The organism is Gordonia phthalatica, from assembly GCF_001305675.1.
Taxonomy (GTDB): Bacteria; Actinomycetota; Actinomycetes; order Mycobacteriales; family Mycobacteriaceae; genus Gordonia; species Gordonia phthalatica.
Genome location: NZ_CP011853.1, coordinates 862,527 through 875,572, shown reverse-complemented (window position 1 = coordinate 875,572; position 13,046 = coordinate 862,527). Strand labels below are relative to the sequence as shown.

Annotated in this window: 12 protein-coding genes; 8 read left to right on the top strand and 4 right to left on the bottom strand. The window is 69.3% G+C overall.

The window, feature by feature from the left end; all coding sequences use genetic code 11:
- Nucleotides 1-84: 84 nt before the first annotated feature.
- Nucleotides 85-357: a chorismate mutase gene (locus tag ACH46_RS04075; RefSeq protein WP_226995849.1), complete on the top strand. Its 273-nt coding sequence runs from the start codon at nucleotides 85-87 to the stop codon at nucleotides 355-357.
- A 24-nt stretch (nucleotides 358-381) separates the two neighbouring features.
- On the opposite strand, the gene pgi is transcribed toward ACH46_RS04075, so the two are convergent.
- A complete protein-coding gene (gene pgi / locus ACH46_RS04070; RefSeq protein WP_120298692.1) occupies nucleotides 382-2,076 on the bottom strand; it encodes a glucose-6-phosphate isomerase in 1,695 nt (564 codons plus the stop codon).
- A 78-nt stretch (nucleotides 2,077-2,154) separates the two neighbouring features.
- Nucleotides 2,155-2,895 (bottom strand): SDR family oxidoreductase, encoded by a 741-nt coding sequence (locus ACH46_RS04065; RefSeq protein ID WP_062391796.1) that lies wholly within the window; start codon nucleotides 2,893-2,895, stop codon nucleotides 2,155-2,157.
- Between the two features lie 166 nt (nucleotides 2,896-3,061).
- Here ACH46_RS04065 and ACH46_RS04060 point away from each other — a divergent pair, with 166 nt between their 5' ends.
- On the top strand, nucleotides 3,062-4,351 hold the full coding sequence (locus ACH46_RS04060) for a DUF4185 domain-containing protein (protein WP_062391795.1): 1,290 nt from the start codon (nucleotides 3,062-3,064) through the stop codon (nucleotides 4,349-4,351).
- A gap of 85 nt (nucleotides 4,352-4,436) precedes the next feature.
- A complete protein-coding gene (locus ACH46_RS04055) occupies nucleotides 4,437-5,639 on the top strand; it encodes a DUF4185 domain-containing protein (protein WP_082399384.1) in 1,203 nt (400 codons plus the stop codon).
- A 7-nt stretch (nucleotides 5,640-5,646) separates the two neighbouring features.
- Here ACH46_RS04055 and ACH46_RS04050 read toward each other — a convergent pair whose 3' ends face one another.
- On the bottom strand, nucleotides 5,647-6,540 hold the full coding sequence (locus ACH46_RS04050) for an Fpg/Nei family DNA glycosylase (protein ID WP_062391794.1): 894 nt from the start codon (nucleotides 6,538-6,540) through the stop codon (nucleotides 5,647-5,649).
- A 64-nt stretch (nucleotides 6,541-6,604) separates the two neighbouring features.
- On the opposite strand from ACH46_RS04050, the gene ACH46_RS04045 reads away from it, so the two are divergent.
- Complete coding sequence (locus ACH46_RS04045) at nucleotides 6,605-7,354, top strand: 3'(2'),5'-bisphosphate nucleotidase CysQ (RefSeq protein ID WP_062391793.1); 750 nt, start codon at nucleotides 6,605-6,607, stop codon at nucleotides 7,352-7,354.
- 70 nt (nucleotides 7,355-7,424) lie between these two features.
- On the opposite strand, the gene ACH46_RS04040 is transcribed toward ACH46_RS04045, so the two are convergent.
- Complete coding sequence (locus tag ACH46_RS04040) at nucleotides 7,425-8,249, bottom strand: SDR family oxidoreductase (RefSeq protein ID WP_062391792.1); 825 nt, start codon at nucleotides 8,247-8,249, stop codon at nucleotides 7,425-7,427.
- A gap of 100 nt (nucleotides 8,250-8,349) precedes the next feature.
- On the opposite strand from ACH46_RS04040, the gene ACH46_RS04035 reads away from it, so the two are divergent.
- From ACH46_RS04035 to ACH46_RS04020, 4 genes are all read left to right on the top strand, one after another.
- On the top strand, nucleotides 8,350-9,057 hold the full coding sequence (locus ACH46_RS04035) for a FadR/GntR family transcriptional regulator (RefSeq protein WP_062391791.1): 708 nt from the start codon (nucleotides 8,350-8,352) through the stop codon (nucleotides 9,055-9,057).
- The gene (locus ACH46_RS04030; protein ID WP_062391790.1) at nucleotides 9,054-10,004 is read left to right on the top strand and encodes an asparaginase; all 951 of its coding nucleotides are present in this window, start codon (nucleotides 9,054-9,056) and stop codon (nucleotides 10,002-10,004) included. The genes ACH46_RS04035 and ACH46_RS04030 overlap by 4 nt, the downstream gene beginning before the upstream one ends.
- 82 nt (nucleotides 10,005-10,086) lie before the next feature.
- Entirely contained in the window at nucleotides 10,087-11,529 is a 1,443-nt protein-coding gene (locus ACH46_RS04025) for an aspartate ammonia-lyase (RefSeq protein ID WP_062391789.1), read from the top strand.
- 9 nt (nucleotides 11,530-11,538) lie between these two features.
- The gene (locus ACH46_RS04020; protein ID WP_062391788.1) at nucleotides 11,539-13,020 is read left to right on the top strand and encodes an amino acid permease; all 1,482 of its coding nucleotides are present in this window, start codon (nucleotides 11,539-11,541) and stop codon (nucleotides 13,018-13,020) included.
- Nucleotides 13,021-13,046: the final 26 nt, after the last annotated feature.

Genomic DNA, 13,046 nt, shown 5'->3' with positions numbered 1-13,046 from the left:
AGTGACCAGGATGATCAGCAGAACAACGACGGCGCGACCGGTGGGACGAGCAATTCCGCGCCGTTCGCCCTCGACCTCGACGCCCTGAATCTGAGCTCCGACGTCGACGCCCTGCCCGACGACATCGACGAACTCCGCGGTGAGATCGACCGCATGGACGCCGTCATTCTCGCCGCCATCCAGCGGCGCAGCGCCGTCTCGAAGAAGATCGGTGCGCACCGGATGGCGACCGGCGGCCCGCGTCTGGTGCACAGCCGCGAGATGAAGGTCCTGGACCGCTTCGAGCCGCTGGGCACCGAGGGGCACACTCTCGCGATGCTCCTGCTGCGCCTCGGCCGCGGCCGCTTGGGGAGGTAGGACACCCGGCGCGTGGCGGGTGGTCTACACCTTCCGCCCGCGCTGCTCGCGGTACCAGCGCACCATCGCATCGGTCGACGAGTCGGGCTGCTGCGCGGGGACCGCGTCGTCGCCGATCACGCCCATCAGGGCGTTGGCCTGCTGCTTGCCGAGTTCCACGCCCCACTGGTCGAAGGGGTTGATTCCCCACACCATGCCCTTCACGAAGGTCTGGTGCTCGTACAGCGCGATCAACTGACCCAGGACCGACGGGGTCAGCTGCGGCGCGAGGATCGACGTCGTGGGCCGATTGCCGGGCATCACCTTGTGCGGGACCAGGGCCGGCGGCACGCCTTCGGCGGCGATGTCGTCGGCAGTCTTGCCGAACGCGAGGACTTCGGTCTGGGCGAAGAAGTTGGCCATGAGGATGTCGTGGAACGACCGCCCGTCGGCCGTCGTGCGGTCGTCGACCGGATTGGCGAAGCCGATGAAGTCGGCCGGGATCAGCCACGTGCCCTGGTGCAGGAGTTGGAAGAATGCGTGCTGCCCGTTGGTGCCGGGCTCGCCCCAGTAGATGGAGCCGGTCGGCGTGGTGACGTGGTGGCCGGCGGTGGTGACGGACTTGCCGTTGGACTCCATCGTCAGCTGCTGCAGGTACGCCGGGAAGCGTTCCATGTCGTTGGAGTACGGCATCACCGCCTGCGACTGCGCGTCCCAGAAGTTGGAGTACCAGAGGCCGACCAGCGCCAGCAGCGCCGGACCGTTCTCCTCCAGCGGCGCGGTGCGGAAGTGCTCGTCGATCGCGTGGAAGCCGGCGAGGAACTCGTCGAATCGCTCGCGCCCGATCGCGATCATCAACGACAGCCCGATCGCCGAGTCGATCGAGTAGCGACCGCCCACCCAGCTCCAGAAACCGAACATGTTGTCGGTGTCGATGCCGAACGCCGACACCTCCTCGGCGTTGGTGCTGACCGCGACGAAGTGCTTCTCCACCGCGGGATCGCCCTCGCCGACCCCGAGCTCGCTCAGCAGCCACGCCTTGGCGGCGGTCGCGTTGGTGATGGTCTCGAGGGTGGTGAAGGTCTTCGACGACACCACGAACAGCGTCGTCTCGGCGTCGAGGCCGTCGAGTGCGGCGGCGAGGTCGGACGGGTCGCTGTTGGAGACGAAGTGTCCGGTCAGGCGCGGATGCCGGTAGTGGCGCAGCGCCTCGTAGGCCATGACGGGGCCCAGGTCGCTGCCGCCGATGCCGATGTTGACGACGTCGGTGATCGCCTTCCCGGTGTGCCCGGTCCACTCGCCCGAACGGACGCGGTCGGTGAACTCGCCCATGGCGTCGAGCACTTCGTGGACGTCGGCCACCACGTCCTGCCCGTCGACGACGAGCTCCGCATCGCGCGGCAGACGGAGCGCGGTGTGCAGGACGGCGCGGTCCTCGGACGTGTTGATGTGCGCGCCCGCGAACATCGCGTCGCGCTTCTCTTCGACGCCGGCCTCGCGGGCGAGCGCGGCCAGCAACTCGACGGTCTCCCGGGTGATGTGGTTCTTCGAGAAGTCGATCCGCAGATCGGCGGCCTGGACGGTGAGCTCGCGACCCCGATCGGGGGCCATGGCGAACAGTTCTCGCAGGTGGAGGTTGTACATGTGCTGCTGATGCGCAGCCAGCGCGTGCCATGACACGGTCGAACTGATGTCGAAGTCGGAGCCCCCGTCAAACAATCCCCGCATAGTGGTCGTCATTCGCCCAACACTATGCGGTCTGCCGCGTTTCCGCCCACGGGTGTCCCGAGAACAGGGACGACGGCCGGCTGCGCTCCGTCAGATGAGACGCGCGGTGACCGCGTCGGGCAGATAGCGCAGCGCCCACGAGATGGGCGTCCACGGCCACGACGGCACCGCCGCCCGCTTGGGCTCGGCCTCGATGGCGGCCACCATCGCCGCGACACCGGTGTCCGTGTCGGTCAGCATCGACGTCTTGACGCCGCGGTTGATGTCGGTCTCGATGTAGCCCGGGAGCAGAACGGTGACCGCGATCGGACTCCCCTTGAGCTCGGCCTGCAATCCCTGCCCGAGCGCCGACAGTCCGGCCTTCGACGCCGAGTAGGCGGCCTGCGCCTTCGGGAGTCCGCGCACCGCGCTCATCGAGCTGACGAGGACCAGGTGCCCACTGTTCTGTCTGCGGAAGATCGCCATGGCCGCCTCCACCTGGGCCAGCGCACCGACCAGATTGGTCTGCACAGTCTCCAGGTTCGCCGCCGCCTTGCCGGTCCCGATGCGGGCACCCTTGCCGAGGCCGGCGTTGACGATGACGCGGTCCACGCCGCCGAGCTCGCCTGCCAGCTTCTCGAAGGCCACCGGGACGGCGTCGAGGTCGGTCACGTCGAGCTGTGCGACGGCGACCTGCGCGGCGGTCGAGTCCAGGTCGGCGGCGAGGGCTTCGAGCCGATCGATGCGACGCGCCGCGAGGCCCAGGCTGCGGCCTCGGCGGGCGAACTCCCGGGCCATGCCCTCCCCGAGACCGGAGCTGGCACCGGTGATGATGATCTTCTCGCGCGTCATGAGCCCAGATCTTACCGACGAGTCAGTCTCCGGGCGAGATCAGATCGTGACCGCGAAGCCCTACCGCAGGACTTGTCGGACATGATTCCCTTTAATCACTAGAATCACTTCTGTCACATCCGCCACACCGCGGTCGTGGCGACCGTCATCGATCAGGAGCCCGCGGATGCGTCGCCTCACCTCCCGCACCGCGGCAGCAAGCACCCTGTGCACCGCACTCGTCGCACTGTCACTGAGCATTGTGGGGTCCGGCCCCGCAGACGCTGCGCCCTGCGGCGTCCGGAACGGCAACGGCTCGTCGCTCCTCCCCTTCCTCAGCACGGGCTCTCTCGGCGGACTCGGGTCGTCGGCGGTCGACTCCGACGGCCCGCAGGGACCGCTGCCCCGCATCGACGATGGAACCACCAGGGCCGTCGCGTGGGTCACCGGCCCGCGCAGCGCCAATCGGACGCTGACCCGCTTCGGCATCTCCGGCACCGACGTCGGCGCGGCCTGGGACAACGGTTCCGGGCAGACGCTGATGGCCTTCGGTGACACCTTCGGCGACTGCCGGGCCGACAAAGGCCAGTGGCGCCACAACGTGCTGTTGCGGACCGACGACGCCGACCCGTCCGACGGCCTGACCGTCGCCGACGGTGTCGCGGGCGACTCCAGTTCCGGGGCGTCGGTTTCGGCCGACCGACCGCACTTCGCAAGGGAGATGATCGGCGCCGCCGGACAGGAGGGCCTCGAGGTCACCTCGATCCCCACGTCCGGCATCGCCATCGACGGCAAGCAGTACCTGAACTACATGTCGGTCCGGAAGTGGGGTCCCGCGGGATCGTGGGACACCAACTTCTCGGCGATCGCCGTGTCCTCGGACAACGGGCAGACCTGGGTCACGGTGCCCGAGACCCTCCGCATCAACGTCGACACCACGATCCCGACTCTCGGCGACCTGCCCCCGCTCAACGCGCAGAACGCCGGGTTCCAGCAGACCGCGTACGTCGCCGGACGACGAGAGGATGCGGGGTGGATCTATCAGTTCGGCACGCCGTCGGGCCGGTCCGGTCCCGCTCGTCTCGCCCGCTTCCGCCCCGCGGACGTCCTGCAGCTCGATCGTTACCAGTACTGGACCGGCCGCGACTGGGCAACGTCGATCGACGCCCTGGCCGACGCCGCCGCCGCGCAGGTGGTCGAGGCCCCGGTGTCCGAACTGTCCGTGGCATGGAGCGAGCGACTGGGGAAGTATCTGATGCTGCAGAGCCCGCGCACCGGCTTGGAGCTGCGGACCGCCGATCACCCCGAAGGCCCGTGGAGCGCACCGACGACGCTGGTGCACGCGAGGCACGGCGTCTACGCGCCGATGATGCTCCCCCAGTCCCCGGCGCTCCTAGGCACCGGGCCGGAACTGTACTTCAACGGCAGCCTGTGGAACGACTACAACGTGGTACTGATGCGAACCACGCTCCGGTAACAGATCGGCGAGGACTCTGTCCCAGACTGAGTGCGACCTGATACCAAGGTAAGGACGCGAACCTGACCCAGAAGATTTGAGACCTATGCGATTGCCTTCACGACTGCTGTCCCTGCTCGCCTGCACTGCCGTCTCGACCGGGCTGGTGAGCGCGGTTCCCACCGGCACGGCCGACGCCCGCGCGTGCAGCAACAGCGGAACCGGAGTACCGATCCCGATCATCAACAAGCTGCTGCCGCGCGGCGGCTCCCCGATCGGTCCGCAGAAGGCGATGCCCGCCTACGACCACGGCGGCACCAAGACCATCAGCTGGGTCACCGGCCCCAAGAGCCCGAACAGGACCTTCGGTCGGTTCGGGATCTCCGGCACCGACGTCGGCGTCGCCTGGGACAACGGCCGCGGACAGACGTTGATGGCCTTCGGCGACACCTTCGGCAACTGCCTCGCGCCCGCCCAGCAGTGGCGCCACAATGTGCTGCTGCGATCCACCGACGGCAACCTGTCCGACGGCCTCAGCCTCAGCGGCCGCGGCTACGCGGGTGAGATGTTCGGCGCCGTCGGCGTCGAAGGAGTCGAGAAGACCGCCATCCCGACCGCGGGCATCTCGATCGGCGGCAAGCAGTACGTCAACTACATGTCCGTCCGAGCCTGGGGCCCGGCGAGCGTCTGGTACACCAACTACTCCGCGATCGCGGTCTCGAACAACAACGGCCGCAGTTGGTACACGCCGCAGAACACCATCCGTGTCAACGCGGGGATCACCATTCCGGTGCCCGCATCGTGGCCGTCGTTCCAGGCGGGCGACGCCAAGTTCCAGCAGAGCGCCTACGCGAAGGGCGGCGGCGCCGACAGCGGCTGGGTGTACCAGTACGGCACCCCGAACGGGCGATTCGGCGCCGCATACGTGGCACGCTTCCGTCCCGGCGACATCCTCGATCGCGGGAAGTACCAGTACTGGGACGGCAGGACCTGGATCGTCGGCAACCCCGACGTCGCGCGAGCCGTGGTGCGCGGGCCGGTCACCGAGTTGTCGGTGTCGTGGAGCCCGTACCTGAACCGCTACGTGATGCTCGACAGTCCGCGCGGCGTCCTGATGCGCACCGCCGCGAGCCCGCAGGGCCCGTGGAGCCCGCCGCGCCGGGTCGCGCCGTCGAACCTGGAGCTGTATGCCCCGATGATGCTGCCGAACTCCCCCGCTCTGCGCGGCACCGGCCCCGAGCTGTACTTCAACGCCAGCCGGTGGGAGGACTACAACGTGATGCTGGTCCGCACCACCGTTCGACGCTGATGTCGAGCTACTTGAGCAGTCGCGACATGCGGCGGTCGGCGAGGATCTTGCCGCCCGTCTGACAGGTGGGGCAGTACTGGAACGAGCGGTCCGCGAACGACACCTCGCGGACCGTGTCCCCGCACACCGGGCACGGCAGGCCGGTCCGGGCGTGCACCCGCAGGCCGGTCCGTTTCTCGGCCTTGAGTCGGGCCGCCTCCTGCCCCTCGAGGCGCGCCACCGCGTCGAGCAGGACCGAGCGGATCGCGTCGTGAAGTGCGGTGACCTGCTCGTCGGTCAAGTTCTTCGACGTCGCGAACGGCGACAGCTTCGCCACGTGCAGGATCTCGTCGGAGTAGGCGTTGCCGACGCCGGCGATCACCCGCTGGTCGGTGAGCAGGTTCTTGATGCGGGCGCCGCTGCCCGCGAGGATCCCGGCGAGGTGGTCGCGAGTCAGGCCCAGCACCTCCGGCCCGAGGGTGGCGATGCGTTCCACGTCCGCGGTGTCGCGCACGATCCACGCGGCGAGACGCTTCTGGGTGCCGGCCTCGGTGACGTCGAAGCCCTCCCCCGGCAGGCCGCAGTGCACGCGCAGGGCGATGGGCCCCTTGCCGCCCGGTTTCGGCGGAGTCTGTGAGAGCGCGTCGCTCCAGCGGACCCAACCCGCGCGCGAGAGGTGGAGGACGAGGTCGATCTCCGGGTCGTCGTCGGCTGCGCTGTCGGGGCCCGCGACGGTGCGGATGACGAGGTACTTGCCGATTCGATCCACTGCCGACACGATCCGTCCGGCGAGTGCGGTGTACGGCGGATCGGCGGTCTTGAGCACGGCGAGGGAGGCGACGTCGACCCGGCGGATCGGAAGACCGGCCGCGCGGGAGTCGAGGAAGGTGGCGATGGCGGTGATCTCGGGGAGCTCCGGCATGGGTCCAGTGTGCGCCACCTCGGGTTCGCGGCGTGATGGGTTGGCATTGTGATCTAGTAAGTGGATGCGCCACTCACCGTCTGCGATGTCCGATGCCGAGTTGGCCGCAGCGATCGCCGAAGGCGCGGGGAAGGTGCTGGTCGGCATCCGCCACGACGACCTCCTCACCGGGCATCTGGTCGGCGACGTCGGTGACGCGCTGGCGCAGGCGTGGATCTCCACCGTCCTCCGCAGGCACCGTCCGCACGACGCGGTGCTGTCCGAGGAGGGCGACGACGTCGGCAACCGATCCACCGCGCAGCGCGTCTGGATCATCGACCCGCTCGACGGCACCAGCGAGTTCGCGATGGGGACATCCGACTGGGCGGTGCACGTGGCGCTCGCGATCGACGGTTCCCCCGAGGTCGCCGCCGTCTCCCTGCCCGCGAAAGGTGAGGTCTTCCGCAGCGATGAGGTCGCCGCGGTGGACGGTCCGCTGACCGGTCGCCTCGCGGTCAGCCGCTACGGGCACACCTATCATTCGGCGGCGGTCTCCGAACGCCTCGGACTGACGCCGGTCCGCATCGGCTCCGCGGGGGCCAAGGCGATGGCGGTGGTGCGCGGCGACGTCGACGCCTACGTGCACTCCGGCGGCCAGTACGAGTGGGACAACTGCGCGCCGGTCGGCGTCGCCCTGGCCGCGGGCCTGCACTGCAGTCGCCTGGACGGCAGCCCGATCGTCTACAACACACCCCACGCATACATGCCGGATTTCGTGATCTGCCGGTCGGAGATCGCCGACGCTGTCCTGGAGGCCGTCTCGTCACCCTGGTGAGGTCCCGACGCAGAAAAGTGTCGTCGTACCGGGCGTGGGGCCCGATTCGACGACACTTCTCTCGTCTCGCTCAGCGTCGGATCTTGGCGAGCCCGTGGACGCGCGAGGTCAGGTCCAGCACCGCCTGCCGCGGAACCAGTCTGCGGAGGGCGAAGACGACCGGCGCGCGGTTGCCGCGGGCGTAGAGCGGCTTCGGGTTCTCGGCGAGCGCGGCCTCGACGATGGTCTCCGCCATCGCCGACGCGGCGATGCCCTTGCCCTCGTTCCTGCGGGTCGCGGCCGCGAGGGTCTCGTACTCCTCGCGGTACACGGAGTCGGGCTTGATGTGGACGGTGCGACGGTCGCCGATGCCGGTGGCGATGGTGCCGGGCTCCACCGTCGTGACTCGGATGCCGTACGGCGCCACCTCGCGGCGCAGCGCCATCGCGTATCCCTTGAGCGCCGACTTGGTGGCCGCGTAGTTGGTGCGGAAGGCCACCGGGAAGCTCGACAGCATGGACCCGACCATCACGATGGTCCCGGTGCGACGGTGCCGCATGCGCGGGAGCACCGCCTTGGTGAGCGCCACCGGACCGAAGACGTTCACGGCGAAGAGGTGCTCGACGGCATCCATCGGGGTGTCCTCGAAGGCGCCCGCCGCACTCTCGCCCGCATTGTTGATCAGGATGTCGAGGTCGCCGATCTCCTCGGCGCAGGCCTTCGCCGACTCGTAGTCGGCGTTGTCCAAACGCACGTAGGTGACGCCGGGGATCGGGTTCTTCACCGTCTCAGGGTTCCGGCTGGTGCCGTACACCTTGTGTCCCAGCGCCACGAACTGTCGTGCCACCGCTTCGCCGATTCCACTGCTTGCCCCGGTGACCAGCACAGTCCGCTGCCCGGTGATCGATTTGGTCATGGCCCCCACGGTAGTCGGACCGGCCTCGCCATACCCCACCGCGCGTGGTGTCCCGAGAGAGGCCTTGACGTCGACGTGCCGCAGGTCACATACTTGATCCATGAACCTGTCAGACAGCTCGACAGCCGGACGACTTCGGATCACGCGTACCAGCGCCGCCGAAGCCGTCTTCGAAGCCCTGCGCCATCGCATCGAGAGCGGCGCCGATCCGGTCGGCACCAAACTCCCGTCGGAGGCCGTGCTCGGCGAGGCGTACGGCGTCTCCCGTTCGGTCGTCCGGGAGGCGCTGCGGTCGTGTGCGACGCTCGGTCTGACGAGGACGGAGACCGGTCGCGGCACGTTCGTCGTCGCCCAGGACGCCCGTCCGGATCTCGATCTGGGCAGCTACTCCGCCACCGAGCTGTTCGAGGCCCGCCCCCACCTCGAGATCCCCGCGGCCCGCCTGGCCGCGGCCCGCCGCTCCACGACCGACATCGAACGGCTGACCGGCCTGCTCGACGCCATGGAGGCAGAGGACGACCCGGCCGCGTGGGTCCAGCTCGACACCGACTTCCACGGCGCCATCGCCGCGGCCTCCGGCAACCGGGTCTTCGCACGCATGGTCGGCGGCCTGCGGGACGCCATGGCACAGCAGTCGCAGACCGTGAACCTGACCGCCGGGCGCACCGAGCCATCGCAGGCCGAGCACCGCATCATCGTCGCCGCCATCGTGAACGGCGACCCGGACGCCGCCGCCGCGGCGATGAGAGATCACCTCGACGCCGTGCACGACGCCGTCACCACCATCACCAGGAACACGAGCGAATGACCCTTCCCCACCACGTCCCCCTCGCCGTCCAGACCCGCGGCGAGATCGTCGAGTCCGTCCATCACGGGAGCCTCGTCGTCGTGAACCCGACCGGCGGGGTCCTCCGTCGCGACGGCGTCCAGAGCGACCGTTTCTACCCTCGCTCGGCCCTCAAGCCGCTCTTCGCCGTCGGCCTCCTCCGCGCCGGCCTGGCCCTGACCACCGAGCAGTTGGCATTGGCCGCGGCCAGTCACTCCGGTGCTCCGCGGCACCAGGACGTCGCGCGGTCCACGCTGGCCGACGCCGGGCTGACCGCGGACGCACTGCGCAACGCCCCGGACCTGCCGTACGGCGTCGCCGAACGCGCGGCCTGGCTGCGGGCCGGGCACGGCCCCACCCGGCTCGCGCAGAACTGCTCGGGCAAGCACGCGGCGCTGCTCGCACTCTGCGTGCAGCGCGGTTGGTCGCTGCCGGACTACCTCGCCCTCGACCATCCGATCGCCAGGGTCCTCCGCGACGCCGTCGAAGACCTCACCGGCGAGACCATCGCGATCGCCTCCACCGACGGCTGCGGCACCCCGGTCTACGCCCTGACCCTCGACGGCATGGCGCGGGCGTTCGCCCGCCTGACCACGGCGGCACCCGGCACCCCGGAGGCGGCCGTCGCGGACGCGATGCGCGCCCACCCCGAACTGGTCGCCGGTGAGGACCGCGATGTCACCTCCGTCATGCGCGCACTCCCCGGCGCCGTCGCCAAGGACGGCTTCGAGGGGATCCAACTCCTCGCCCTCCGCGACGGCACCGCTCTCGCCCTCAAGATCGCCGACGGCGGCGACCGGGCCAGGATGCCCGTCGCCGCGGCCGCACTCGCCGACCTCCGTCCGGACCTCGCCGAGTCCCTCGCTCCGCTCTTCGAATCGGTCGCTCTCGGCGGCGGCCGTCCCGTCGGCGCACTGCGCGCCCTCTGAACCCCGCCCGGCGTCACCGCGCCGGCTCGGATCCGTTGTCACCCCAGCCCGCACCCCCGGGCGTCCCTCCAGGAGTACCCCCATGCCTCAGACCAGCCAGACCCCGTCCGTCCGCAGCGAGCACGACCTCGTCGGCGACCTCGACGTCCCCGTCGACGCCTACTACGGCGTGCACGCGCTGCGCGCCGCCCACAACTTCCCCATCACCGGACGACCGCTCTCCACCAATCCCGCCCTGGTGCGAGCACTGGCACTGGTCAAGCAGGCCGCCGCGCGCGCCAACCGCGACCTCGGCCTGCTCGACGCCGAGCGCGCCGCGGTGATCGAGGCCGCCGCCGCGGAGGTCGCCGCCGGCGCCCTGCACGACGAGTTCATCGTCGACGTGATCCAGGGCGGCGCGGGCACGTCGTCGAACATGAACGCGAACGAGGTCATCGCCAACCGGGCCCTGGAGCTGATGGGGCACGAGAAGGGCGAATACCGATACCTGCACCCCAACGACCACGTGAATCTCTCGCAGTCCACCAACGACGTCTATCCCACTGCGGTCAACGTCGCGACGGTCTTCGCCGCACAGCCGCTGCTCGATGCGCTGGCCCGGATCCAGGAGGCGTTCCGCGCCAAGGCCACCGAGTTCCGCACCGTCGTGAAGATGGGTCGGACGCAGCTGCAGGACGCGGTCCCGATGACCCTCGGTCAGGAGTTCGGCACGTACGCGGTGACGATCGGCGAGGACCGCGCACGCCTCGCGGAGTCGCTGCGGCTGATGCACGAGATCAACCTCGGCGCCACCGCGATCGGCACTGGACTCAACGCACCCGTCGGGTACGCGGAGACCGCCCGCGCGCATCTCGCCGACCTCACCGGCATCGATCTCGTCACCTCCCCGGATCTCATCGAGGCCACCCAGGACGTGGGCGCATTCGTGCACCTGTCCGGCGTGCTGAAGCGCGTGGCGATCAAGCTGTCCAAGATCTGCAACGACCTGCGCCTGCTGTCCTCCGGCCCCCGCGCCGGGCTGAACGAGATCAACCTGCCCGCGGTGCAGTCGGGGTCGTCGATCATGCCCGGCAAGGTGAATCCGGTGATCCCCGAGGTGGTCAACCAGGTGGCCTTCCAGGTGGTCGGCCACGACCTGACCATCAGCATGGCCGCCGAGTCCGGCCAACTGCAGTTGAACGCGTTCGAGCCGATCATCGTGCACAGTCTCTCCGAGTCGCTGCGCCACCTCGCCGCGGCCGTCGACACGCTCACCGAGAACTGCATCACCGGCATCACCGCGAACGAGGACCTCCTGCGCCGCAACGTCGAACACTCCATCGGCCTGGTCACCGCGTTGAATCCTCGTCTCGGCTACGCCGCTTCGACGTCCATCGCCATGGAGGCCCTGCACTCCGGTCGCGGCGTCGCCGAACTGGTGCTGGAGCGCGACCTGCTCAGCGCCGACGACCTCGCCGCCCTCCTCCGGCCCGAACGGCTGGCCAACCTCTCCGACCTTCCCGACTGCTCCGCGGTCTCCGACTGAAGGAATGCCATGACCACCTCCCCCACCACGGGTCCCGCGCTGTCCGAAGGCGACGGCGACTACCACCGCGCGCTCAAGCCCCGGCAGATCCAGATGATCGCGATCGGCGGCGCCATCGGCACCGGCCTGTTCATGGGCGCGGGCGGCCGCCTCGCCGGCGCCGGTCCCGCGATCGTCATCAGCTACGCGGTCTGCGGCTTCTTCGCGTTCCTCATCCTCCGAGCGCTCGGCGAACTCGTTCTCCACCGTCCGACGGCCGGCTCGTTCGTCTCCTATGCGCGCGAATTCTTCGGCGAGAAGGCGTCGTTCGCGACCGGCTGGCTGTACTGGTTGAACTGGGCGATGACCGGGATCGTCGACATCACCGCTTCCGCGCTGTACATGCACTTCTTCTCCAAGTACGTGGACTGGATCGGTGCGGTCCCTCAGTGGGTGTGGGCGCTCGCCGCGCTGGTGCTGGTGCTGGGTCTGAACCTCATCTCGGTCAAGGTGTTCGGCGAGTTGGAGTTCTGGTTCGCCCTGATCAAGGTCGCGGCCCTGGTCGGCTTCCTCATCATCGGCGTGTACTTCGTGGTGTTCGGCACCCCGGTCGACGGCCAGACCACCGGCCTGTCGTTGATCCACGAGAACGGCGGATTCCTGCCGCAGGGCCTGATGCCCGCGCTCGTCGTCATTCAGGGCGTCGTGTTCGCCTACGCGTCCATCGAACTGCTGGGAACCGCGGCCGGCGAGACTGAGAACCCGGAGAAGGTGATGCCGAAGGCGATCAACACGGTGATCCTGCGGATCGCGGTGTTCTACGTCGGCTCGCTGGTCCTGCTGTCCCTGCTGCTCCCGTACACCGCGTACAAGGCGGGTGAGTCGCCGTTCGTCACGTTCTTCGGTTCCATCGGCGTCGACGGCATGGACACGATCATGGACCTCGTCGTGCTCACGGCGGCGCTGTCGTCACTCAACGCCGGCATGTACTCCACCGGGCGGATCCTGCGGTCGATGGCGTTGGCCGGCTCGGCGCCCCAGTTCGCGGCTCGCATGAACGGCAACGGCGTGCCCTACGGCGGCATCCTCATCACCGGCGCCGTCGCCGGTGCGGGCGTTCTGCTCAACGCGGTGGTCCCGGCGCAGGCGTTCGAGATCGTCCTCAACCTCGCGTCGCTCGGCATCATCGCGTCCTGGGGCATGATCGTCCTGTGCCAGCTGGCGCTCTATCACCGCGCCAAGCGCGGCCTCATGGAGCGGCCGGCGTTCCGGATGGTCATGGCACCGTGGAGCGGCTATCTCACGCTGGCGTTCCTGGTGAGCGTGGTGGTGCTCATGGCGTTCGACCGTCCGGTCGGCACCTGGACCGTCGCCTCGCTGCTGATCATCGTCCCCGCCCTGGTCGGCGGCTGGTACCTGTGCCGCGGTCGCGTGATGCGTCTGGCCGCCGCACACACGGGCCCGATCGCCACCGCGGACGCTCCGGTGCCGGTCGACGCGTCCCGCCCCTGACTGCTCACGTAGACTGCTCCCGTCGG

Excerpts from the sequence above, each read along its gene's own strand:
- ACH46_RS04065 (WP_062391796.1), bottom strand. The coding sequence starts at position 2,895 with ATGACGCGCGAGAAGATCATCATCACCGGTGCCAGCTCCGGTCTCGGG.
- ACH46_RS04040 (WP_062391792.1), bottom strand. The coding sequence starts at position 8,249 with ATGACCAAATCGATCACCGGGCAGCGGACTGTGCTGGTCACCGGGGCA.
- pgi (WP_120298692.1), bottom strand. The coding sequence starts at position 2,076 with ATGACGACCACTATGCGGGGATTGTTTGACGGGGGCTCCGACTTCGAC.
- ACH46_RS04055 (WP_082399384.1), top strand. The coding sequence starts at position 4,437 with ATGCGATTGCCTTCACGACTGCTGTCCCTGCTCGCCTGCACTGCCGTC.
- ACH46_RS04045 (WP_062391793.1), top strand. The coding sequence starts at position 6,605 with ATGCGCCACTCACCGTCTGCGATGTCCGATGCCGAGTTGGCCGCAGCG.
- ACH46_RS04060 (WP_062391795.1), top strand. The coding sequence starts at position 3,062 with ATGCGTCGCCTCACCTCCCGCACCGCGGCAGCAAGCACCCTGTGCACC.
- ACH46_RS04025 (WP_062391789.1), top strand. The coding sequence starts at position 10,087 with ATGCCTCAGACCAGCCAGACCCCGTCCGTCCGCAGCGAGCACGACCTC.
- ACH46_RS04020 (WP_062391788.1), top strand. The coding sequence starts at position 11,539 with ATGACCACCTCCCCCACCACGGGTCCCGCGCTGTCCGAAGGCGACGGC.
- ACH46_RS04050 (WP_062391794.1), bottom strand. The coding sequence starts at position 6,540 with ATGCCGGAGCTCCCCGAGATCACCGCCATCGCCACCTTCCTCGACTCC.
- ACH46_RS04030 (WP_062391790.1), top strand. The coding sequence starts at position 9,054 with ATGACCCTTCCCCACCACGTCCCCCTCGCCGTCCAGACCCGCGGCGAG.
- ACH46_RS04035 (WP_062391791.1), top strand. The coding sequence starts at position 8,350 with ATGAACCTGTCAGACAGCTCGACAGCCGGACGACTTCGGATCACGCGT.